The organism is Amycolatopsis acidicola, assembly GCF_007713735.2.
Lineage (GTDB): Bacteria > Actinomycetota > Actinomycetes > Mycobacteriales > Pseudonocardiaceae > Amycolatopsis_E > Amycolatopsis_E acidicola.
The window spans coordinates 1-22,054 of record NZ_VMNW02000093.1 but is presented as its reverse complement, the minus strand read 5'-3'; the positions used below and the strand labels follow the sequence as shown (position 1 = coordinate 22,054).

At 69.9% G+C, this 22,054-nt stretch carries 19 protein-coding genes; 4 read left to right on the top strand and 15 right to left on the bottom strand.

From position 1 onward, the window contains the following. Positions 1-151 precede the first annotated feature (151 nt). On the bottom strand, positions 152-1,021 hold the full coding sequence (locus FPZ12_RS37775; protein ID WP_424923684.1) for an alpha/beta fold hydrolase: 870 nt from the start codon (positions 1,019-1,021) through the stop codon (positions 152-154). A gap of 146 nt (positions 1,022-1,167) precedes the next feature. Next, positions 1,168-2,034, bottom strand: a complete 867-nt coding sequence (gene mutM / locus FPZ12_RS37770; protein WP_144760919.1) for a bifunctional DNA-formamidopyrimidine glycosylase/DNA-(apurinic or apyrimidinic site) lyase — start codon at positions 2,032-2,034, stop codon at positions 1,168-1,170. A gap of 40 nt (positions 2,035-2,074) precedes the next feature. Here mutM and FPZ12_RS37765 point away from each other — a divergent pair, with 40 nt between their 5' ends. Then, positions 2,075-2,785, top strand: coding sequence for a tyrosine-protein phosphatase (locus tag FPZ12_RS37765; protein ID WP_144760916.1), 711 nt, complete (start codon positions 2,075-2,077; stop codon positions 2,783-2,785). A 10-nt stretch (positions 2,786-2,795) separates the two neighbouring features. On the opposite strand, the gene rnc is transcribed toward FPZ12_RS37765, so the two are convergent. From rnc to rsmD, 7 genes are all read right to left on the bottom strand, one after another. Continuing rightward, positions 2,796-3,542 (bottom strand): ribonuclease III, encoded by a 747-nt coding sequence (rnc, locus tag FPZ12_RS37760; RefSeq protein WP_144760913.1) that lies wholly within the window; start codon positions 3,540-3,542, stop codon positions 2,796-2,798. A gap of 11 nt (positions 3,543-3,553) precedes the next feature. Continuing rightward, the gene (gene rpmF, locus FPZ12_RS37755) at positions 3,554-3,736 is read right to left on the bottom strand and encodes a 50S ribosomal protein L32 (RefSeq protein ID WP_144760909.1); all 183 of its coding nucleotides are present in this window, start codon (positions 3,734-3,736) and stop codon (positions 3,554-3,556) included. Positions 3,737-3,807: 71 nt separating this feature from the next. Next, positions 3,808-4,395: a YceD family protein gene (locus FPZ12_RS37750; RefSeq protein WP_144760906.1), complete on the bottom strand. Its 588-nt coding sequence runs from the start codon at positions 4,393-4,395 to the stop codon at positions 3,808-3,810. 56 nt (positions 4,396-4,451) lie between these two features. Beyond that, on the bottom strand, positions 4,452-5,171 hold the full coding sequence (locus tag FPZ12_RS37745; RefSeq protein ID WP_144760903.1) for a DivIVA domain-containing protein: 720 nt from the start codon (positions 5,169-5,171) through the stop codon (positions 4,452-4,454). A 155-nt stretch (positions 5,172-5,326) separates the two neighbouring features. Beyond that, positions 5,327-5,758, bottom strand: coding sequence for a guanyl-specific ribonuclease (locus FPZ12_RS37740; RefSeq protein ID WP_144760900.1), 432 nt, complete (start codon positions 5,756-5,758; stop codon positions 5,327-5,329). 121 nt (positions 5,759-5,879) lie between these two features. Next, positions 5,880-6,407: a pantetheine-phosphate adenylyltransferase gene (gene coaD / locus FPZ12_RS37735; RefSeq protein ID WP_144760897.1), complete on the bottom strand. Its 528-nt coding sequence runs from the start codon at positions 6,405-6,407 to the stop codon at positions 5,880-5,882. A 21-nt stretch (positions 6,408-6,428) separates the two neighbouring features. Beyond that, a complete protein-coding gene (gene rsmD / locus FPZ12_RS37730; protein ID WP_208026150.1) occupies positions 6,429-7,001 on the bottom strand; it encodes a 16S rRNA (guanine(966)-N(2))-methyltransferase RsmD in 573 nt (190 codons plus the stop codon). 110 nt (positions 7,002-7,111) lie between these two features. Here rsmD and FPZ12_RS37725 point away from each other — a divergent pair, with 110 nt between their 5' ends. Together FPZ12_RS37725 and FPZ12_RS37720 are read left to right on the top strand one after the other, a co-directional pair. Then, entirely contained in the window at positions 7,112-9,238 is a 2,127-nt protein-coding gene (locus FPZ12_RS37725) for a HelD family protein (RefSeq protein ID WP_144760894.1), read from the top strand. Further along, positions 9,229-10,266, top strand: a complete 1,038-nt coding sequence (locus tag FPZ12_RS37720) for an LLM class flavin-dependent oxidoreductase (RefSeq protein WP_144760891.1) — start codon at positions 9,229-9,231, stop codon at positions 10,264-10,266. The genes FPZ12_RS37725 and FPZ12_RS37720 overlap by 10 nt, the downstream gene beginning before the upstream one ends. A 342-nt stretch (positions 10,267-10,608) precedes the next feature. Here the strand turns inward: FPZ12_RS37720 and FPZ12_RS37715 are convergent, their stop codons facing one another. From FPZ12_RS37715 to FPZ12_RS37690, 6 genes are all read right to left on the bottom strand, one after another. Next, positions 10,609-11,904, bottom strand: coding sequence for an SAM-dependent methyltransferase (locus FPZ12_RS37715; RefSeq protein WP_144760236.1), 1,296 nt, complete (start codon positions 11,902-11,904; stop codon positions 10,609-10,611). A gap of 119 nt (positions 11,905-12,023) precedes the next feature. Continuing rightward, the gene (locus FPZ12_RS37710; protein WP_144760233.1) at positions 12,024-15,398 is read right to left on the bottom strand and encodes a pyruvate carboxylase; all 3,375 of its coding nucleotides are present in this window, start codon (positions 15,396-15,398) and stop codon (positions 12,024-12,026) included. Between the two features lie 184 nt (positions 15,399-15,582). Next, positions 15,583-16,503: a S8 family peptidase gene (locus FPZ12_RS37705; protein ID WP_243770239.1), complete on the bottom strand. Its 921-nt coding sequence runs from the start codon at positions 16,501-16,503 to the stop codon at positions 15,583-15,585. A gap of 45 nt (positions 16,504-16,548) precedes the next feature. Next, on the bottom strand, positions 16,549-17,676 hold the full coding sequence (locus tag FPZ12_RS37700) for an erythromycin esterase family protein (protein WP_144760230.1): 1,128 nt from the start codon (positions 17,674-17,676) through the stop codon (positions 16,549-16,551). Continuing rightward, positions 17,673-19,832, bottom strand: coding sequence for an ATP-dependent DNA helicase RecG (recG, locus tag FPZ12_RS37695; protein WP_144760227.1), 2,160 nt, complete (start codon positions 19,830-19,832; stop codon positions 17,673-17,675). Before recG ends, FPZ12_RS37700 begins: the two co-directional genes overlap by 4 nt. Positions 19,833-19,836: 4 nt before the next feature. Next, positions 19,837-21,423 carry a DAK2 domain-containing protein gene (locus tag FPZ12_RS37690; protein WP_144760224.1) on the bottom strand — a complete coding sequence of 529 codons (1,587 nt, stop codon included), beginning with the start codon at positions 21,421-21,423 and terminating at the stop codon, positions 19,837-19,839. A gap of 140 nt (positions 21,424-21,563) precedes the next feature. On the opposite strand from FPZ12_RS37690, the gene rpmB reads away from it, so the two are divergent. Next, on the top strand, positions 21,564-21,755 hold the full coding sequence (gene rpmB / locus FPZ12_RS37685) for a 50S ribosomal protein L28 (protein ID WP_112272104.1): 192 nt from the start codon (positions 21,564-21,566) through the stop codon (positions 21,753-21,755). Positions 21,756-22,054: the final 299 nt, after the last annotated feature.

Here is a 22,054-nt window from a genome sequence, read left to right as displayed (position 1 = left end):
GCTCCGCCACTTCTCAAACACGACCTGACCGTCTTTCGAGCTCGAGGGTCCGGTCCGTCGCCCCCTGCGGATTCGGGCCCTCGTCCCCCGGTACTCGAGGGCCTGGTCCGTAACCCCCAGCGGACCGGGCCCTCGTTCTGTCGTGGGCCCGCTACGTCCCGCTGGACATCCCCAGCGTCGCGGCCGCGCCTGCGCGGCGAAGCAGCCCGCGCCATCGGTGGACGTCGTAGCGTGCGGGGCGGGTGTGCGTGAGGAAATCGCGCAGCACGGCCAGAAACCGTTGCGGCGACGTGTGATGCGGGAAGTGCCCGGCGCCCTCGAAGATCTCCAGCCTGCTGCCCGGCATCGCGTCGTGCGCCACCGCCGCGTGCTCGCTCGGCACCACGTGATCCCGCGTGCCCCAGACGAGCATCGTCGGGATGCCCTCGGTCAAATAGGTGCGGTCGAGCATGTTCACGACCTGCCCACGCCAGTCCACCACGGCCCGCAGCGTGCGCAGGAACGCTTGCCTGCTCGGGGATTCCGCCAGCCGCACGTACTTGCGCACCACGTAGTCGAGATCCTCGCCGAGGCCGAAACCACCCGTCGCGGCGAGCAGGCCGCGCAGCGCCGTCCGCACGGGCAGACTGCCCAGCAGCGGGAGCATCAGGTCGGTGCCCGGCGCGGCGGCCAGCCGCAGCAACGGATGTACGCCGAGGCCGATCCCGCCGCTGGCGACCAGCACGAGCCGCTCGCAGCGTTCCGGGAACTGGTAGGCGAACTGCATCGCGACCCCGCCACCGAGCGAATGCCCGACCACGGTGACCCGGTCGATGTCCAGTGTGGCAAGGAGATCCCGCATCCCACAGGCGTAGGCGGCCACCGAGTAATCGGCGCGCGGTTTGTCCGAGCCACCGTGGCCGAGCAGGTCCGGGGCGAGCACGGTGTACTCGCCGGTGAGCGAGGCCAGCACCTCCAGCCACGTCGACGAGTCGTCGCCGATGCCGTGGATGAACAGCAGCACGGGACCGCTGCCCGCCATGCGGTACGCGCGGCGGTAGCCGTGGATCGTCCGGTACTTCAGGTCGAAGGTGTCCGGACCGATCCCGGTCAGCGGTCTCTCCGGGTTGCGCACTCCCCCAGCCCAGCACTCCGGCATTACCGCCGTGTTGCGTGCGGCGAAAGGATTCAGGCGCGCGGGCTCCGCGGCTTCGGCTGGCAGCGCGGGCAGGAGTAGGAGGAGCGGTTCATGAACGGCTCGCGGCGGATCGGCGTCCCGCACCGGCGGCACGGCCGATCGCCCTGGCCGTAGACATTCAGCGACCGGTCGAAGTAGCCCGACTGCCCGTTCACGTTGACGTACAAGGCATCGAACGACGTCCCGCCTGCCCGCAGCGCCTCGTTCATCACCTCTGTCGCCGCCGCGAGCAGCGCCGTGCCTTGCGCGTTGGTGAGCTTTTCGGTGGGGCGGGCCCAATGCAGCTTCGCGCGCCAGAGCGCTTCGTCGGCGTAGATGTTGCCCACGCCGGAAACCAGGGTCTGGTCCAGCAGCGCGCGCTTGACCTCCGTGCGTCGCGACCGCAAAGCCCGCACGGCGCGGACCGGATCGAAGGCGGGATCCATCGGGTCACGGCCGATGTGCGCGATCGTGGCGGGCAGCAGCGTGCCGTCCGATTCGACGAGGTCGTCCATCGCCATCCCGCCGAACGTGCGCTGGTCGACGAACCGCAATTCCGGGCCACCATCGGCGAACCGGACGCGGACACGCAGGTGCTTCTCGTCGGGCGCGCCGTCCGGCTGGACCCGCATCTGGCCGCTCATGCCCAAGTGCGCGAGGAGCGCTTCCTTGTCGGACAGCTCCAGCCACAGGTACTTCCCGCGCCTGCTCGCCGCTTCGACGCGCGCACCGGCGAGCCTGCCCGTGAAATCCTCGGACCCGAGCGCGTGCCGGCGGATCGCGCGGGGGTGCAGCACCTCGGCCTGTTCGATGACCCGCCCGGCGACGTGCGCCTGCAGCCCGGCGCGCACGACCTCGACCTCGGGAAGTTCCGGCATTCCCCCAGCTTACTGCGGGCTTTCTGGTTCACTCGGGGCCATGGACCGGAGCAGATGGGTTGACTGGGAAGGGTTCTTCAACGCGAGAGACCTGGGCGGACTGCCCACGCGGGACGGCAGGGTGACCAGGTTCGGCGCGTTCTTCCGCTCCGCTCAACCGGGTTTCGTCACCGAGGCGGGCTGGGCGGCGGCGCGCGCGGCGGGGCTGCGGACAGTGGTGGATCTGCGCAATGCCGAGGAGATCCGGGAAGAGGCGCCGCCACGGGAGATCACCCGGCTCGAAATCCCGCTCGACGACCAAGAGGACGCCGAATTCTGGCGCCACATCAAGGAAAACGGGCTCGACGGGAGCCCGCTGTACTACCGGCCGTTCCTGGCACGGAAGGCGAACCGCTGCGCCGCGCTGATCACCGCGCTCGCCCGCGCCGAGCCCGGCGTGCTCTTCCACTGCGGCGCCGGACGCGACCGCGCCGGCCTGACCACGCTGCTCGTGCTGTCACTGGCCGGGGTGCCCGCGGAAACCATCGCCGAGGACTACGAACTGTCCACCCGGGCGCTCGTCCCCTTGTTCGCCCGGCTCGGCGAACCGGACCAGGGCCCGATGATCGCGGTCATGCTCGCGCGGCACGGAACCACCGCCCGCGCCGCCATCCTGGCCACGCTCGGCGAATTCGACGCGCGGGCCCTGCTGCTCGAAGCGGGAGTGGAAGAGGCCGATCTCGACAGCATCCGCGACCGGCTCGTGGCGTGACCTACTCGGCCTACTCGGGCTTTTCGCCTTCCGGCTCCAGCTCCTCCGAAAGCGAGCGCCAGGCCGTCTCGGCGGCCTTCTGCTCGGCTTCCTTCTTGGTGGTGCCATCGCCGTGACCGAGGTCGCGGCCGCTGATCAGCACCACCGCGCTGAACTCCTTGCGGTGGTCCGGACCGGTGTCCTCGACCTTGTACTCCGGCACGCCGAGCCCGGAAGCCGCGGTCAGCTCCTGCAGGCTCGTCTTCCAGTCCAGCCCGGCACCGCGCAGCGGCGCCTCGGCCAGCAGGCCGTCGAACAGCCTGTGCACCAGATCGCGGCCCGCGTCGATCCCGTGCGCGAGGAACACCGCGCCGATGATCGCCTCGAGACCGTCGGCGAGGATGCTCGCCTTGTCCCGGCCGCCGGTGAGCTCTTCGCCCTTGCCCAGCAGCAGATGCGCGCCCAGCCCACCCTCGCCGAGACCGCGCGCGACACCGGCCAGCGCGTGCATGTTGACCACGCTCGCGCGCAGCTTCGCCAGCTGCCCTTCCGGCAGATCCGGATGCGTCCGGTACAGGTGATCGGTGACCACCAGCCCCAGCACCGCGTCCCCGAGGAACTCCAGCCGCTCGTTCGGCGGCAGGCCCCCGTTTTCGTAGGCGTACGACCGGTGTGTCAGCGCGAGAGTAAGCAGCTCGGCGTCCAAGTTGACGCCGAGCGCTTCGAGCAGTGGTGTTGGGTCGGCAGCCGGCCCTCCCGGCTTCGACTTACCCCCCATCTCGGTCAGCCTCAGGCAGGCTCGACGACCTGTCGACCGTCGTACTGGCCACAGGTCGGGCAAGCCACGTGCTGCGGCTTCGGCTGACGGCAGGCGCGGTTCGAGCACGGCACCAACTGCACCGGGGCCGCTTTCCACGACGACCGGCGGGTGCGCGTGTTGGCTCGCGACATCTTCCGCTTCGGGACGGCCACGACTACATCTCCTCAGTCAAAGTTCACTCGCTGACGCGAGCACTGCTTACTTGCTTCCGAGCTGCTGCTCGTCAAGCCTGCTGGTCCGGGCCGGCGGAAGGGGAGTCACCGAAGCGCTCGACCAACGCGGCCCACCGAGGATCTATCTTCTCATGCCCGTGGCCGGGCTCGAGATCGGCCCACTTCCCGCCGCATTCCGGGCACAGCCCTGGGCAGTCCTCGGTGCACAGCGGCACCTGCGGCAGGGCCAGCACGAGCGCGTCACGGACCGCGGGCTCGAGGTCGAGCTTGCCGTCGACCAGCCTGCTGACCTCGTCCTCGTCGGTGGTGGCCTCGGTGGTCGAGTCCGGGTACGCGAACAGCTCGGTCAGCTCGATCTCGATCTCGTCGGAGAGCGGGTCGAGGCAGCGCGAGCACTGGCCCTCGGTGCGCGCCGCGGCGGTGCCGGTGACCAGCACACCCTCCACGACCGACTCCAGCAGCAGGTCCAGCTCGATCTCGGAACCCTCGGGCACGAGGATCACGCCGGGCACGCCCAGCGCGGTGGTGACCGGCGCGTTCCGTTCGACGGTACGGCTCTGGCCCGCGCGGCGTCCCAGCTCGTGGGTGTCGATCACCCAGGGATTGCGCGTGTCGAGGAAGGTCTTGTCTTCAGACATGGTGAGTGCACTCGGATCAGGTATCGAGATGGGCAACCCCACCAGGCTACCGGGCGTCAGGGCTGGTAGTCGTACAGCGGGGTGCGCTGGCCGAGGCCCGCGGGAGCACGGAGGTGGTTGCGGCCCGAATCGACCGTGCGGAGCGTGGTCGACAGCAGCTCGGAGAACTCGGCGAGCTTCCCGTCGACGTACGCGTCGCACTCCGTCCGCTGCTGGTCGGCCTCGACGTGTGCCTGGTCGACGATGCGGGCGGACTCGGCGTGCGCGGCCTGGACCACTTCGGTCTGCGAGACCAGCCGGGCCTGCTCGTGCCGGGCGTCCTCGATGGCGCGGTCGTAGGCCTCGCGGCCGGCCTGGATCATCCGCTCGGATTCGGACCGGGACCGTTCGACGAGGTTCTGGTACTCGGCCTGCCCCGCGGCGATCATGCGCTCGGCCTCGGCGTGCGCGTCGGCCATGATCTGCTCGGCCCGCGCCTGCGCGTCGGAGAGCAGGCGCTGTGCCTCGTCGCTGGCCTGCGCGACCGTCGTCTCGGCTTCCTGGTTGGCGTGCGTGACGGTTTCGTGCGCCTCGGAGCGCGCCTTCTGCAGCACCTCGTCCCGTTTGTCGAGCACGTCCTGCGCGTCGTCCACTTCACGCGGCAGCGCGTCTCGGACGTCGTCGAGGAGCTCGAGCATGTCGCCGCGCGGGACCACGCAGCTGGAAGTCATCGGCACGCCCCGTGCCTCTTCCACGATCGTCACGAGCTCGTCGAGAGCCTCGAACACCCGGTACACGGCAACTCCTCCGGTGGCCCTTCCCCACGTACAGCGTCCAGTCTGCCGCTAAATGGAGGAAAGGCCTCGGAGGAGGCCATGCATGGGCGTGTCCGCGACGCGTCAGCGTCTCCGTTGAGGGTGGCGGTGGGCGACGGGCGGGCGTGTCAGGTGAACTAGGAGTTCACGTCGATGAGCTGGAAGCTTTCGTAGTGGTCACCGGTGTAGAAGTACTCGCCGCCCGAACCGGTGACGATCCGCCGCGTGCCGCGGGTGTCGCTACCCGGGGTGACCACCGTGTACTCGTGGTAGTACCCGGAGGCGCAGGCCGGGAGCAGGCCCTCGCGGTTGGAGAAGACGGTGCCGTCCTGATCGTACGGGTACGGACCGCCTTGCTGGATGAGGTTGTAGGTGTCGGTCGCTTCGGCGGGCAGCGCGCTGAGCTTGACGACCGTGTAGCTCGAGGTGTCGCCACAATCCGGTTGCGCGGCAACGGAAGTGGCGACGGTGGGTGCCGCCTGCGCTGGCGCGGCGACGCCGAATCCGGTGAGCAGGGTGACCAAAAGGGCGAGCAGCGCTCCGGCCGCCCGGCGCGTTCTGTCAGTCATTTTCGGACCGTAACCCGAAAATGTGATCACCAGGGGAAGTCCCGACGAACGTCGTCAGCCGTCCGAGTTACCGATCCGGCCCGAAAGCAGGCCAACCCCGCCAACCGGCAGCCCGCCTACTTCAGTCCGCTGAGCCGTGACTGCCGGCCGGATCGGTAATAGTCGGCGCAGCACGCCCGGCCACCTTCGCCATCAATCGCTCGAACACCACGCCCGGGACCAGGTTCTTCACGTCCCCGCCGTAAGTAGCGATCTCCTTGACCAGCGAGCTGGACACGAACCCGTAGGCCGGGTTGTTCGACATCAGCAGGGTTTCCACCCCGGACAGCTCGCGGTTCATCTGCGCCATCTGCAGCTCGTAGTCGAAGTCGCTGACCGAGCGCAGGCCCTTGGCGATGGCCGCGATGTCGTGCTGCCTGCAGTAGTCGACGAGCAGCCCGTGCCACGAGTCGATCCGCACGTTCGGCAGGTGCGCCGTCGTCTCGGTCAGCATCTCCATCCGCTCTTCGATGGAGAACAGGCCCTTCTTGCTCTTGTTGATCAGCACCGCGACCACGACCTCGTCGAAGAGGGTCGAGGAACGTTCGATGATGTCGAGATGTCCATTGGTCGCTGGGTCATAGGAACCGGGACACACCGCTCGCCGCATGAAGCGGACGTTACCGGGCCGTCAGGCCCCCTGGCGCGGTGAAGTGACGTACTCCGCCCAGTACAGCGCCGTGTCGCCGTGGCGCATGGTGCGCAGCGACTCGAAACCCGCAGGCCAGCGGGGTTCGCCGGCGCGCTCCGCGCGTTCGATGATCACGAGCCCGTCGGGCACCAGCCAGCCGCCCGCGGCCAGCGCCTCGAGCATCACGCCGAGCGCGGCGGCGTCGACGGCGTAGGGCGGGTCGGCGAGCACCAGATCGAAGGGTTTGTCCGCGGGCTGCGTCAAAACGGTGTTCACCGGCCCCGGGCGGACCGTGCCGCCCAACGCGAGTTCCGCCACATTTCCGCGCAGCACGGCCACCGCCCGGCGATCCGATTCGACGAACACCGCGTCCGCCGCGCCGCGCGAAAGGGCCTCGAGCCCGAGCGCGCCGGAGCCGGCGTAGAGGTCGAGAATTCGCGCGTCACGCAGCTCGCCCGCGGCTTCCAGCGCGTTGAACAGGGCTTCCCGGACCCGCTCGGACGTCGGCCTCGTCCCCTGCGGCGGCACCTTGAGCCTGCGCCCGCCCGCTTTCCCGGCCACGATCCTGGTCACCGCGCCATCTTGTCAGCCACCGATTAGTGGCCGGGACTTGGTGAAGGGTTCCGGCGGCACGCGTAGAGTCGTTCTTCCTGTTGCGGGCAAGTTGGCTGTAGGAGCACTGCGTGTCGGAACCTCGGGTCAGACGGGCCGAGATCGCCATCGAGCAAGGTCACGTCGATCGCGTCTACGCCAGGCTCGCCGAACTCCGCTCCCAGGCCGAGGCCATGCGCGCGAAGGGGTACGAGATCGGCCACGGCGCGCAGCGCGAGGCCGTGTTCGAGCAGGCGTCGATGCTCTTCGAGCGGGACATGATGGTGTTCCACGCCAACCAGACCCTGCAGACGCTGGACGCCGAGTACGAGGGCCTCGTGTTCGGCAGGCTGGACCAGACCAGCGGCGAAAAGATCTACGTCGGCAGGCTCGGCATCCGCGACGCCGAGTTCGACAACCTGGTCACCGACTGGCGCGCCCCCGCGGCCGCCGCCTTCTACCAGGCCACCGCCGAGGAACCGATGGACGTGGTCCGCCGCCGCGTCATCCGCTGTTCCGGGCAGAACGTGCTCGACGTCGACGACGACGTGCTGATCGCCGACGCCGTCCCGGACGACATGCGGATCGTCGGCGAGGGCGCGCTGATGGCCGCGCTCGGCCGCTCGCGCGGCGAGAAGATGCGCGACATCGTCGCCACCATCCAGCGCGAGCAGGACGAGGTGATCCGCGCGCCCTGGCGCGGCGTCACCGAGATCACCGGCGGCCCTGGCACCGGCAAGACGGCCGTCGCGCTGCACCGCGCCGCGTACCTGCTGTACCGCTACCGCCGCCAGCTCGGCGGCGCGGGCGTGTTCGTGCTGGGCCCGTCCGGCGTGTTCACCAGCTACATCTCGCGCGTGCTGCCGTCGATGGGTGAGACGAACGTCGAACTGCGCGCGCTGGGCGAGGTGCTCGACGGGATCGTCGCGACGCGGCAAGACCCGGCGAAACTGGCCGCGATCAAGGGTTCGCTGCGTATGCGCCGCGTGCTCACGCGCGCGATGCGGGACGCGCCTCCCGGCGTGCCGGACGAGATGCGCATCGTCTATCGCGGCGAGGTCCTGAAGCTGCGCGGCAAGGAGCTGGACAAGGTCCGCCGCAAGGTGCACGGGCACGGCGGCCCGCCGAACCGCTCACGCGTGCGCGCGGCCGAAACACTGCTGGAAGCGTTGGCGGACAAGGCAGAGGAGAACGCCCGCGCCGACGGCCGGACCATCGACCGCGCGGAGCTGATCACCGATCTCGGCGAGCGCATCGACTTCCACCGGTTCCTCGTGGTGTGGTGGCCGATCCTGTACCCGGGCGAAATCCTGCGCTCGCTCGGCGATCCCGCGCGCCTCACGAGGGCGGGCAAAGGAGTGCTTAGCCGCGAGGAGATCGACCTGCTCGCGGCGGGCTACGCGGACCGCGAACAGGAATGGTCCGTCGCGGACGTCGCCCTGCTCGACGAGCTGCGTGTGCTGATCGGACAGCCGCCGAAGCGCCGCCGCCGGGCGCAGCAACTGGAACTGGACGCCGCTCCCCCGGCGCGCGGAAGCGACGGATCGCCTACGACGCACCGGCCCGAGCACTACGACGAGTACTCGCACATCGTGGTCGACGAGTCACAGGACCTGTCGCCGATGCAGTGGCGGATGATCGGGCGGCGCGGCAAGTACGCGAGCTGGACCGTGGTCGGCGACCCGGTGCAGAGTTCGTGGCCCGACCCGGACGAGGCCGCGCAGGCGCGTGACCATGCGTTCGGCGTCCGCACGCCGAGGCGGCGCTACACGCTGCGCACCAACTACCGGAACTCCGCGGAGATCTTCGACCTGGCCGCCCGCGTGGTCGCCGGGCACGCCAAGGAGGACGAGCTGCCCAAGGCGGTGCGCGCCACCGGGCTCGAACCGGACGTGCGGATCGTCGACAAGCCCGGTGTCGAGGGTTCGGTGCAGGCCGCGGCGAAGGACCTGATGGACTCGGTCGAAGGCACCGTCGGCGTGATCTGCGCGATGGACCGCGTGCCGGAGGTGCGGAGCTGGCTGCAGGGCCGGGCGGACGAGCGGCTGAAGGTCGTGGGCAGCCTGGATTCGAAGGGGCTGGAGTACGACGCGGTCGTGCTGGTCGAGCCGACGGAGCTGATCACCGAGTCGACCACCGGCCGCCGCGTGCTCTACGTCGCGCTGACCAGGGCCACCCAACAGCTCACCGTCGTGGCGTCCGACCGGGAATGGCTCTAGGGGGCGCGAGCGTTGTTCCGGAGGTGACCTCCTCCTCCGTTTCCGACGTCAAGCTGTCCGTGCTCGATCTTTCGCCGATCCCCAGCGACGGCGACGCGGGTACGGCCCTGCGCAACACGATCGACCTCGCCAGGGAGACCGAACGCCTCGGCTATCACCGGTTCTGGGTCGCCGAACACCACAACATGCCCGGTATCGCGAGCTCGGCGACGGCCGTGCTGATCGGGCACGTGGCGCAGGCGACGGAGAAGATCCGCGTGGGTTCCGGCGGGATCATGCTGCCGAACCACGCGCCGCTGATCGTGGCCGAGCAGTTCGGGATGCTGGAGGCGTTCCACCCCGGCCGCATCGACCTCGGCATCGGCCGCGCGCCCGGCACCGACCAGCGCACCGCGCTCGCCGTCCGCGGTTCGATGGCCGCGCTGAACGCCGAGAACTTCCCGCAGCAGCTGGCCGAGCTGATGGACTACTTCGACGAGGACGCCGCGCGCACGGTGAACGCGGTGCCCGCGGTCGGCAACAAGCCGCCGTTCTGGCTGCTGGGTTCGAGCGGGTTCAGCGCCCAGCTGGCCGGCGCGCTCGGCCTGCCGTTCGCGTTCGCGCACCACTTCAGCGCGCAGAACACCCTGCCGGCGGTGCGGTTGTACCGCGAGTCGTTCCGCCCGTCGGCGACGCTGCAGGAGCCGTACCTGATGCTCGGCGCCGCGGTGATCGCCGCCGACACGGACGAGCGTGCCCAGTTCCTGGCGGGGCCGAGCGGGCTGACTTTCCTTTCGCTGCGCCGCGGCCGGCCGATCCCGCTGCCGACGCCCGAGGAGGCGGCGGAGTACCCGTACACGGATCTCGACCGGCAGTTCCTGGAGGAACGCTTCGGCAGCAACATCATCGGCTCGCCCGAGACCGTGCGGAAGGGGCTGGACCAGCTGATCTCCGACACGGGCGCGGACGAGATCATGGTCACCACGATGGTCCACGGCCAAGCCGACCGCGTGCACTCGTACGAACTGGTGAAAGCCCTGGCGCGGTAAGGGTTTCCGCGGGCGGGGCCCCTCCCGCGCCTCGCCCCGGCCCCCCGGGCGCCCAGGCCTCCAGGAGCGGCCAACACACCCCCCGAACCAGCCAACACACAAACCGGGCCAGCCAACACGCCAACGAGAGCAGCAAACACGCCCGAGCGGGTAGCGCCCCGGGCGTGTTTGCCGCTCCCGCGGGCGTGTTTGCTGTTTCTGTGGGCGTGTTTGCCCACCTGGGGCGCGTGTTTGCTGTTCCTGTGGGCGTGTTTGTTGTTTCTGTGGGCGCGGGTGGGGAGCTGGGCGCCCGCCGCGTGGGGTACGGGCCCCGGCGGCGGGCGAACGGAAACGGTGCAGCCGCTAGGAAAGCCAGGCTTTCCGGGTGCGGGGCAGCCCCGACTTCCCGTCCTCGCTCTTGACCGCCAGCACCTGGTTGACCCCGATGCTGCCGCTCTCGAACGTGAGCGCCGAAGCCGCCATGTACAGGCGCCAGACGCGGGCACGGCCTTCGCTCGTGAGGCGGACGGCCTTGTCCCAGTTGGCTTCCAGGTTCGCCACCCACTCGCGCAACGTCAGGGCGTAGTGCTCCCGCAGCGCCTCGACGTCCCGCACCTCGAAGCCGGCGTCCTCGATCGCCGTCGTCATGGTGGACAGGGTTTCCAGCTCACCATCCGGGAAGACGTAGCGGTTGATGAACGACGTGCGATCGGTGGTGTGGCCCACGACGCCCGCCTTCCGCGAAATCGCGTGGTTCAGCAGGCGCCCGCCCGGACGCAGCAACGCATACAGCGCGGCCGTGTAGGTGGGCAGCTGGCTCAGGCCCACGTGCTCGGCCATGCCGATGCTGGCGATCGCGTCGAACGGGCCGTCGCGCACCTCGCGGTAGTCCTGCACGCGGATCTCCACCAGCTCCGACAGCCCTTCCTCGGCTGCCCTCTTGCGGGCGAAATCGGCCTGTGCCTGGGAGAGCGTGACACCGACGGCGTGCGCCCCGTACTCGCGGGCGGCGTGTATGACGAACGTGCCCCAGCCGCAGCCGACGTCGAGCACCCGGCTCTCCGAATTCAGCCCGAGCTTGCGCGCGACCAGATCCACCTTCGCGGTCTGCGCGTCCTCCAGGGTTTTGGCGTCGTCGTCCCAGACGGCGCACGAATAGGTCATGCTCGGGCCGAGCACGAGCGCGTAGAAATCGTTCCCGACGTCGTAGTGGTGGCTGATCGCGGCGGAATCGCGGCGCAGCGAATGCAGCGGCCCGCCGAGCCGGATCTCCTCCGCGGGCGGCTTCGGCGGCAGGCCGATCGCGCCGAGGCGCAGCGCGGAGCGGAACAGCTCCCACTTGGTCTGCCGGTCCACGTCCCGGGGGCCCGCCGACCCCTTGAGGATCCGTTCCAGGCTGCTCAGGCTTTCGAAGAAATCGGATTCGACGTCGAGATCACCGGAGACGAAAGCGCGGGCGAGACCGATTTCGTTCGGCGCCCAGACGAGCCGGCGCAACGCCCTGCGATGCCTGAGCACCAGTCGGACGGGCGCGTCCGGCGGGCCGGCCTCGCTTCCGTCCCAGCAACGGATGTGCAACGGGAGTGCGCTGCCGAGTACGGCACGCACCAGGGCGTGCACGGTACCCGCGGCATTATGCGAGGTAACCACGCACTTCATTCAAGCACTTATGCTGACTTCACGTCGCCTGCTGTATTGGCGATTCGCCCGAACTGCCGGATTCTCGGACCGTGGACTTTCCCACAGGACAGACTGTGGGAAAGTCCACGGGTTTTCTGCTACTCGAGGACGATCAGCAGGTCGCCGCCCTCGACCTGCTGCACCGAGTTGATCGCGAGCCTGCCGACCTTCCCGGCGCTGGACGCGGTGATCGCCGCCTCCATCTTCATGGCCTCGATCGTGGCGACCGTCGCGCCCTCGGCCACCTCGTCGCCCTCGGCCACCGAAAGGGTGACCACACCGGCGAACGGGGCGGCGACGTGCTTCGGGTTGCCCTTGTCGGCCTTCTCGGCCGCGGGCAGATCCGAGGCCACCGAACGGTCGCGCACCTGGATCGGCCGCAGCTGCCCGTTCAGCGTGGACATGACCGTGCGCATCCCGCGCTCGTCGGCCTCGCCGATCGCCTCGAGCTCGATGAGCAGACGCACGCCAGGCTCCAGGTCGACCTGGTACTCCTCGCCGGGGCGCAGCCCGTAGAAGAAGTCCTTGCTGGGCAGCACGCTCGTGTCGCCGTACGCCTCGCGGTGCGCCTCGAACTCCTTCGTCGGCGCCGGGAACAGCAGGCGGTTCAACGTCTGACGGCGGTTCTCCGCCAGGCCCTGGCGCTCCTCGTCCGTCAGCCGCGTCTCGGGCTTCGGCTCGGCGCGGCCTTCGAGGGCCTTGCTGCGGAACGGTTCCGGCCAGCCGCCGGGCGGGTCGCCCAGTTCGCCGCGCAGGAAGCCGATCACCGAGTCCGGGATGTCGAAGCGGTTGGGCTCCGCCTCGAACTTCTCCGGCTCCACCCCGGCACCGACGAGGTGCAGCGCGAGGTCACCGACCACTTTGGACGAAGGGGTGACCTTGACCAGGTGGCCGAGGATCTTGTCCGCGGCCGCGTACATCGCCTCGATGTCCTCGAACCTGTCGCCGAGGCCCAGCGCCCGCGCCTGCGTGCGCAGGTTGGACAGCTGGCCGCCGGGGATCTCGTGGTCGTACACGCGGCCGGTCGGCGAGGCGAGCCCCGCTTCGAACGGCGCGTAGATCTTGCGCACGATCTCCCAGTACGGCTCCAGATCGCCGATCGCCTGCAGGCTCAGGCCCGTGGGGCGCTCCGAGTGGTCGGTGGCCGCGACGATCGCCGACAGCGAAGGCTGCGACGTGGTGCCCGCCATCGAGGCGACCGCACCGTCCACGGCGTCCGCGCCCGCGTTGATCGCCGCGAGGTACGTGGCCAGCTGGCCGCCCGCGGTGTCGTGCGTGTGGATGTGCACCGGGAGGTCGAACTCCTTGCGCAGCGCGGAAACCAGCTTCGCCGCGGCAGGCGCCCGCAGCAGGCCCGCCATGTCCTTGATCGCCAGCACGTGCGCGCCCGCGCCAACGATCTGCTCGGCGAGCTTCAGGTAGTAGTCCAATGTGTACAGTTTCTCGGCCGGGTCCGAGAGGTCCGAGGTGTAGCAGAGCGCGACCTCGGCGACGGCCTTTCCGGTCTCCCGCACCGCTTCGATGGCCGGGCGCATCTGCTCGACGTCGTTGAGCGCGTCGAAGATGCGGAAGATGTCGATCCCGGTCTCGGTGGCCTCCTCGACGAAGGCGTTGGTGACCTCCGTCGGGTAAGGCGTGTAGCCGACGGTGTTCCGCCCGCGCAGCAACATCTGCAGGCAGATGTTCGGCACCGCTTCGCGCAGCTGCGCGAGCCGCTCCCACGGGTCCTCGGCGAGGAACCGGAGCGCGACGTCGTACGTGGCGCCGCCCCAGCATTCCAGCGACAGCAGCTCCGGCGTCGTGTGCGCGACGACCGGCGCGACCGCGAGCAGGTCCTTCGTGCGGACGCGGGTGGCCAGCAGCGACTGGTGCGCGTCCCGGAAGGTGGTGTCGGTGATCCCGACCGTCTTGGACTCGCGCATCCAGCGGGCGAAGCCCTCCGGGCCGAGCTCGGTCAGCTTCTGCTTCGACCCGGCGGGGGGCTCGCCCGAAGGCAGCTCCGGCAGCTTGGCCTTCGGGTCGATCAGGCGCGGCCTGTCCCCGTTGGGCTTGTTGACGGTGACGTCGGCGAGGTACGTGAGCAGGCGGGTGCCGCGGTCCGCGGAGTGGCGCGCCGTCAGCAAATGCGGGCGCTCCTCGATGAACGAGGTGGTGACCCGCCCTTCCCGGAAGTCCTCGTCGTCCAGAACCGCTTGCAGGAACGGGATGTTCGTCGCGACACCGCGGATGCGGAACTCGGCGAGCGCGCGGCGGGCGCGGCCGACGGCGGTCGTGAAGTCGCGGCCGCGGCAGGTGAGCTTGACGAGCATCGAGTCGAAGTGGGCGCTGATCTCGGTGCCCGCGAAGGCGGTGCCGCCGTCGAGCCGGATGCCGGACCCGCCCGGCGAACGGTAGGCGCTGATCATCCCGGTGTCCGGGCGGAAACCGTTGGCCGGGTCCTCGGTGGTGATCCGGCACTGCATCGCGGCGCCGCGCAGGTAGATCTTCTCCTGCGACAGCCCGAGATCCGCGAGCGTCTCCCCCGCCGCGATCCGCATCTGCGACTGCACCAGGTCGACGTCGGTGACCTCTTCGGTCACCGTGTGCTCGACCTGGATACGCGGGTTCATCTCGATGAAGTGGTGCCTGCCCTGCTTGTCGAGCAGGAACTCGACGGTGCCCGCGTTGCGGTAGCCGATCTTGCGGGCGAACGCGACGGCGTCCTCGCAGATCTTCTCCCGGATCTCGGGCGGCAGGTTCGGCGCCGGGGCCAGCTCGATGACCTTCTGGTGGCGGCGCTGCACGGAACAGTCGCGCTCGTAGAGGTGGATCACGTTGCCCGCGCCGTCGGCGAGGATCTGGACCTCGATGTGGCGCGGGTCGACCACGGCCTTCTCGAGGAAGACCGTCGGGTCGCCGAACGCCGACTCGGCCTCGCGCGCGGCGGCCTCGATGGACTCGCGCAGGTTCGCCGGGTCGTCCACGCGGCGCATCCCGCGCCCGCCACCACCGGCGACGGCCTTGACGAACACCGGGAAACCGATTTCGTCGGCCGCCGCGAGCAACTCGTCCACATCGGTCGAGGGGCGCGAGGACCCGAGCACCGGCACGCCCGCGTCACGCGCGGCCGCGACCGCGCGGGCCTTGTTCCCCGTCAGCTCCAGGATCTCCGCGCTCGGGCCGACGAACGTGATGCCCGCTTCGGCGCAGGCGAGCGCGAGGTCCGGGTTCTCCGACAGGAAGCCGTAGCCCGGGTACACCGCGTCGGCTCCGGCCTGGCGCGCGGCGCGCACGATCTCTTCGACGGACAGATAGGCGCGAACCGGGTGGCCCTGCTCGCCGATCTCGTAGGCCTCGTCGGCCTTGAGGCGGTGCAGCGAGTTTCGGTCTTCGTACGGGAAAACCGCCACTGTGCCGGCGCCGAGCTCGTAGCCGGCGCGGAACGCGCGGATGGCGATCTCGCCGCGGTTGGCGACCAGTACCTTCCGGAACATGCCGGTCCTTCCTGTTACCTGCGGATCGGTGGACCGTTGACGTTACCTTGCCGATCCCGCTTGGCGGGAGCGGTGTTCCGGGTGATGGACATCATCTGACCGGCAGGTTTGCTTCACGCGCCCGTGATCCACTCGGCTCCGTGCACGCGTCGTCGCCGTGCGCGCACGGGACCGGCGGAATGGGTCAGTCGTCGGAGACGGTGGAGAGGAGGCGGTTCGGGGTGCCGTCGGACAACCCGGTGAGCACGTTCTGCGTCGCGTTCGCCGCAATCCCGTGCGTGACCTCGGCGGGCGTCGCGGCGGGGTGCTCGGCGCGGTAGAGCGCGGCGGCTCCGGCGGCGAAGGCCGCGGCTTCGTTCGCGCCCGACGCGGCGCTCGGGCTGGTGTTGGTCGCCGAGACGATGTCCACGCCGGGGGCGAAAACGTCCACCCCGGCACCGAAATTGGACTTCGGGGCGATCTTGTTCTCCGCGTCGACAGCGCCGACGGTGAGCGCTTCGGCGACGCGGCCCGGCGACGAGTTCGCGGCGTCCGTGGCCGACCAGCCGGCCGGAACGGCCACCGGCATGACGGCGGTCAGCGCGCGCACAGCGGTGTCGAGCTGGTCGTTCGCGGGGCCGCCGATGCCGAGCACCGCCACCGCGGGCTGCTTCGCGTTCTTCGCCACCCAGTCCAGGCCGGCCACGATGTTGGTCAGGTTGCCGGCGCCCGAGTTGTCCAGTACCCGCACCGGCACGATGTGCACGGCCTTGGCCACCCCGTAGTCCTTGCCGCCGACGATGCTGGCCATCCGGGTGCCGTCGCCGTTGCCGTCGCTCGCCTCGTCGTTGCCCTCGACGAAGTTCTTGCCCGGCTCGACGCGCCCTTCGAAATCGGCCTGCTTCGCGTCCACGCCGGTGCCGATGACATACACCGTGACGTCAGAAGCCGTGGTGTCGTACCGGTAAAGGTGGTCGGTGGCCCCGTCACGCTGGTCGATCCGGTCCAGGCCCCAGTTCGGCGGGTTCTCCTGACTGCCGGGATCGGCGAGCGCCGGGGACGCGACGGAACCGGCGAGGACGGCGGTGAACAGGACGGTGAGGATTCGCGCGGAAAACTTGAGCACGATTCACGGTGACCGCTCACCCACGGCGGGACAAACGCTGTGCCCCTATCGAGCGAGTACCGACTCGCTCACCCGCTGTTCGGGGAAATAGGCCAGCGCGTCGAACGCGGCGGAGACGTCCACTTCGGAGAACAGGTGCGCGTGCCGGATGCTGCTGCCGGTGGGCTCCGCGACGAAACCGGCCTCGCGCCCCGCGAGCGCGTGTTCGGCGCTGCCGGGTGCCGGCTCGTCCAACTGCTGCTCGTACAGCGTGAAACCCAGCCGCGCGTTCTCGTCCGGGCGCAGGCCGGTGGTGGTTCCCGTGCCCGCCGTGACGCCGAGCGCGAAGTACTCGTTCCCGTACGCCGCGGCCAGATGCGTGCCGACTGTCGGCGTGACGGCGGTGGGCATCAGCTGGATCGGCACCCGCTGCAGATGCCCGTTGTGCAGCATCAGCACGATGCGTTCGCCCTTGTCCAGCAAGCGAAGCGTCTGCGCCATGTACGTGTCACGGGAGCTGCTCTGCACTTTCGGCGCGGTGCCCGCGGTGAGATCCGCCAGCTCGCGCAGGTACGTGTCCAGCCGCAGCGCGCCGCGCGCGTGATGCAGCGGGATCTGCGGCTCGGGGTACACGGGCGCGAGGGATTCCAGGTGCTGCACCAGCCTCGTGAGCGCCGCCGTGGCCGCGTCCCGCTGGGGCTGGTCGAGTTGCCCGTAGCGGGCGGGCGCGACGCCGCTGCTCACCGCGGCGTACGGCGTGACCGCTTCGATCGCGGCGTCCACAAAGGACACCGCTTCCGGCGCCACCTTGCGAAGGTAGGCGCGCACCTCCGTCAGCGCAGGCAGCGACGAACCGGCGCTGCTGGGCACGTCGAGCCCGGCGAAGGAGACCCCGCCGTGCCCGCGCAGCCAGGTGAGCATCTCGTGCATCTCCGCCGATTCGCCGAGGGAGAACGTGAATCCCGCGCGGCCCACCTCCTCGACCTCACCGGGACCACCGCGCAGCCACTCCTCGGTGAACCGGCCCTCGGCGAACCCGGATTCGAAGCCCAGCATCGTGAAACCCTTGCGCTCCACCAGAAACCGGAGGATTTCCGTGCGCAGCGCGGAGAACTCGTGGATGTGGTGGTTGTTCTCGCCGATCGCGACGATCCGGGCGGCACCGGCCAGATCGCCGAGATGATCGAGGTTCAAGACTTCTCCAGGAACTCGGCCCGCTCGTCGTCGACCACGGACGCGACCATCTGCTGCAGGCCGGGGTGGGCGTCCAGTGACGGGTCGCCCCCCACGACCTCCTGCGCGCGGGAACGTGCTTCGGCGATCATATCCTCGTCACGCAACAGAGAAAGCAGCTTCAGCCCGGAGCGCTTGCCCGACTGCGCGGCGCCGAGGATGTCGCCCTCGCGACGTAGTTCCAGGTCCAGCCGGGACAGTTCGAAACCGTCCGTTGTGGACTCCACGGCCGCCAGCCGCTCCCGCGTCGAGGTGCCGTCGAACGTTTCGGTGACCAGCAGGCACAGCCCGGGCACGGAACCACGGCCGACCCGGCCGCGCAACTGGTGCAGCTGGCTGACGCCGAACCTGTCCGCGTCGAGGATCACCATCGCCGTCGCGTTCGGCACGTTCACGCCGACCTCGATCACCGTGGTGGCGACGAGCACGTCGACTTTGGCGGCGGCGAAGGCGCGCATCACCGCGTCCTTGTCGTCCGGGGGCATCCGGCCGTGCAGCACGCCGAGCTTGAGCCCCGCCAGCGGCCCTCCGGACAGCTCCTCGGCGACGTCGAGCACCGCCAGCGGCGGGCGGCGGTCACTGCCGTTCTTGTCCGAGGGCGGTTCGTCGCCGATGCGCGGGCAGACCACGTACGCCTGGTGGCCCTTCTGGACCTCTTCTCGCACCCGCTGCCAGGCGCGGTCGAGCCAGGCCGGCTTCTCCGCGACCGGCACGACGGTGGTGGCGATCGGCGACCGGCCCACCGGCATCTGGCGCAACGCCGAGATCTCCAGGTCGCCGTACACCGTCATGGCCACCGTGCGCGGAATCGGCGTGGCCGTCATGACCAGGACGTGCGGGCTTGTGCCGTTCGCTCCGCGCGTGCGCAGCGCGTCCCGCTGCTCGACGCCGAAGCGGTGCTGTTCGTCGACCACCACGAAACCGAGATCGGCGAAGGAGACCGAATCCTGGATCAGCGCGTGCGTGCCGACCACGATGCCCGCCGCGCCACTCGCCGCGTCCAGCAAGGCCTGTTTGCGTTCCTTGGCGGGCATGGACCCGGTGAGCAGCGTGATCTTCGTGGCTTCCTCGGCCGCGCCCAGCTCCCCGGCCTGGCCGAGTTCGCCGAGCATCTCGCGCAGGGAGCGAGCGTGCTGCGCGGCAAGGACTTCGGTGGGCGCGAGCATCGCCGCCTGCCGCCCGGCGTCGACGGCCTGGAGCATCGCGCGCAGGGCGACGATGGTCTTGCCGCTGCCGACCTCGCCTTGCAGCAACCTGTTCATCGGATGCTCGGTGCCGAGATCGGCCGCGATGTGCTCACCCACTTCACGTTGACCCTCGGTGAGGTCGAAGGGCAGCCGTTTGTCGAAGGAGGCCAGTATCCCGTCCGGCTTCGGCGGGCAGGCGGGCGCCGGCCGGGCACCCGCGGACTGCCGCCGCTGCGCGAAGATCAGCTGGATCGCCATCGCCTCGTCCCATTTGAGGCGGGTGCGGGCGGCGTCCAGAGCCTGCTGGTCCGGCGGGCGGTGGATGTGCTGCAGCGCCTCGAACAGGCCGACGAATTCGTACTGTTTGAGCAGCTCTTCCGGCATCGGGTCGGGCTCGCGTTCCAGCGTGTCCAGCACCTGGCGCACGCAGCGCGCGATGGACCAGGACGGCATGCCCGAAGCCGCCGGGTACACCGGGATGATCGCGCCGAGGAAATCGTCCACTGTGGACTCGGAGTCCTCGTCGAGCATCTGGTACTCGGGGTTGGACAGCTGGAGTGAGTTGCGGAAGGCGGTGACCTTGCCCGCGAACAGCCCCGTCTTGCCCAGTTTCAGCTCACGCTCGCGCTGATGCGCGTTGCCGAAGAAGGCACACGACAACCGGCGCTGGCCGTCGGTGATCGTCATCTCCAGGATCCAGCCCGGTTTGTTGCGCATCCGGCGCTTGTTGACCTTCTCGATGCGCGCCATCACCGTGGCGTGCTCGCCGATCTCCAGTCCCGCGATGTTCGTCAGCTCGCCGCGCTCGGCGTACCGGCGGGGGTAGTGCCGGAGCAGGTCGCTCACCGTGTGGATGTCCAGTGCCTCGGCCAGTGCTTTGGCCGTTTTCCCGCCGAGCAACGGGGTCAGCTCGTCGCCAAGGACAGTCATTCGTTCACTCCACGCCGATCAGCAGCACGGCCTCCGTCTGGCCACCGGGGTAACTCACGAACTCGACCTCCGGCCGCTCCTCGCGCAGCCGGTCCGCCAGCTCCTGTCCCACCCCGGCGGGCGCGCCTTCGCCGGTCAGCACCGTGACCAGTTCCCCGCCGACGGCCAGCATGCGCCGCAGCACTTCCAGCGCGGCGGCCACGAGGTTCCCGCCCGAGCCCGGCTCGACCAGGACCACCTCGCCGTCGACGAAACCGATCAGGTCACCGGCGTACGCCCGCCCGACCCAGGTTATCGACTCCTCCTCCGCGACCACGAGCTCACCACGCCGCGTGGCGGCCGCGGCCTCCGCCATCGCCACCACGTCGTCGTTCGCGCGGCGGCCCGCGTCGTGCACCGCGAGCGCCGCCAGCACCTGCACCGGCGAGGCGCACGGGATGACGACCACGTCCCGGTCACCGATCATGGCGTGCCCGGCCGCGTTGTCGGCCGCTTCGGTGAGCCGCGCGTCGCCCGGCAGCACCGTGATGTGCCCGACCGCGCGCTCGGTGATCAGGCCCAGCATCTCCTCCACGCTCGGTTGCACCCCGGACGGCACCGCGAGCACGGCGACGCCCTCCTCCCTCATCAGTCTCGCCAGCCCTTCCCCGCGCACCACCGCGACCACCGCGCGGTCCGGCCCCGTCGGCGCCTCCAGCGGCGTCGGCGTGACCAGCGGCTCCACCCGGATCCGGCGGGGACGGCCGATCTCCAGCCCCGCCTCGATCGCCGCGCCGATGTCCGCGCAGTGCACGTGGACCGCGTACGCGCCCGAGCCGTCACCGGCGACGGTCACGCTGTCCCCGAGGCCGCTCAGCGTGCGCCGGAACGGCGGCAGCTCCGGCTCCGTGACGCCCTCGAGGAGGTACATGACCTCCCACGCATACGGCGCGGGTTCCGCCGACTCGCTGTGTGTATGCGCCTCGCAGGAATGCGCCGGCTCCGTTGCCGCGCCCGTGACCACACCCGCGAGCGCGTCGAGGATCGCCACCAACCCGCGCGCGCCCGCGTCCACCACTCCCGCCGAAGCCAGCACCGGCAACTGCTGCGGCGTCTGCTCCAACGCCGCCGAAGCCGCCTTCGCCGCGCTTCGCACGACCTCGTCCAACGGCTGCCGCCCGCCCACCGCCTGCGCGACCGCCTGCAGGACGGTGAGCATCGTGCCCGAAACCGGCCGCGCCACCGCTTCCGTCGCCACCTTGTCCGCGCGGACGAGCGCCGTGGACAAGGCAGGCCCGTCCAGCTCCACGGCGTCCCCGGCGGAATCCGCCATCCCCCGCAACACCTGCGAGAGGATGACCCCGGAATTCCCGCGCGCGTTGCGCACCGCGCCGCGGGCGAGCAGCGCCAGCGCCTGCCCGGCCCCGGAGATCTCACCCTCCGAAACCAGCTCGTCACGAGCGCCGGTCATCGTGTGGAGCAGGTTCGAGCCGGTGTCGGCGTCCGCGACCGGGTAGACGTTGATGCCGTTGATGGCGGGCTTGAGCACGTCGAGGCTGTGCACGCACGCCGACGCCCAAGCCACCACGGCTGCCTCGTCCAACGCCCGCACTCGCCCGACCTCCTCACGTCGGTGGCAGCGTATCGACCCGGGCGCGGGCGGCGCGCGGACAGTCGTTTACTATGGTCGAGTTGCTCGGCTGGATGCTGAGCTTGTTTTTGTCTTCTGTTGAATGGTCAAAGGAGTTCGACGTGGCTGCCGTGTGCGACGTCTGTGGCAAAGGACCTGGCTTCGGCAAGTCGGTCTCGCACTCCCACCGGCGTACCAACCGCCGCTGGAACCCGAACATTCAGACCGTGCACGCCAAGATCGGTCTGTCCCAGCGCAAGCGCCTGAACGTGTGCACCTCGTGCCTCAAGGCCGGCAAGGTCGTTCGAGGCTGATTGCTGACGCTTCCGGGCCCGGGTGGACTTCGCAGTCCCCCGGGCCTCTTGGCGTGCGCGGGAAATTTCTGTGTGCGACGCCCGTCGTGGTGTGTGGCCGGGCGGGTTGTGGTGTGTCGGTTCGCGGTTCGTGTCTTGTCCATGCACCTATGTTGGCGCAGGTCACGCCCCTCGCGCGACCCTGATTCGCGAGCCTGTGGACAACCCACCCCGTGTGGATAACCCCGGATCGGGCGGGGTTGAGGTCGCCTGGGTCCGGCGGTGGCGGGGCGTGGGTTTTGCGGTGGGGATCTGGGCAG

Bases quoted from the DNA above. Each gene is read 5' to 3' on its own strand.
- recG (WP_144760227.1), bottom strand. From the start codon at position 19,832: ATGACTGTCCTTGGCGACGAGCTGACCCCGTTGCTCGGCGGGAAAACG.
- FPZ12_RS37715 (WP_144760236.1), bottom strand. From the start codon at position 11,904: ATGAAGTGCGTGGTTACCTCGCATAATGCCGCGGGTACCGTGCACGCC.
- coaD (WP_144760897.1), bottom strand. From the start codon at position 6,407: ATGCGGCGAGCGGTGTGTCCCGGTTCCTATGACCCAGCGACCAATGGA.
- FPZ12_RS37775 (WP_424923684.1), bottom strand. From the start codon at position 1,021: ATGGCGGGCAGCGGTCCCGTGCTGCTGTTCATCCACGGCATCGGCGAC.
- FPZ12_RS37765 (WP_144760916.1), top strand. From the start codon at position 2,075: ATGGACCGGAGCAGATGGGTTGACTGGGAAGGGTTCTTCAACGCGAGA.
- FPZ12_RS37750 (WP_144760906.1), bottom strand. From the start codon at position 4,395: ATGTCTGAAGACAAGACCTTCCTCGACACGCGCAATCCCTGGGTGATC.
- rnc (WP_144760913.1), bottom strand. From the start codon at position 3,542: ATGGGGGGTAAGTCGAAGCCGGGAGGGCCGGCTGCCGACCCAACACCA.
- FPZ12_RS37740 (WP_144760900.1), bottom strand. From the start codon at position 5,758: ATGACTGACAGAACGCGCCGGGCGGCCGGAGCGCTGCTCGCCCTTTTG.
- mutM (WP_144760919.1), bottom strand. From the start codon at position 2,034: ATGCCGGAACTTCCCGAGGTCGAGGTCGTGCGCGCCGGGCTGCAGGCG.
- FPZ12_RS37720 (WP_144760891.1), top strand. From the start codon at position 9,229: ATGGCTCTAGGGGGCGCGAGCGTTGTTCCGGAGGTGACCTCCTCCTCC.
- FPZ12_RS37710 (WP_144760233.1), bottom strand. From the start codon at position 15,398: ATGTTCCGGAAGGTACTGGTCGCCAACCGCGGCGAGATCGCCATCCGC.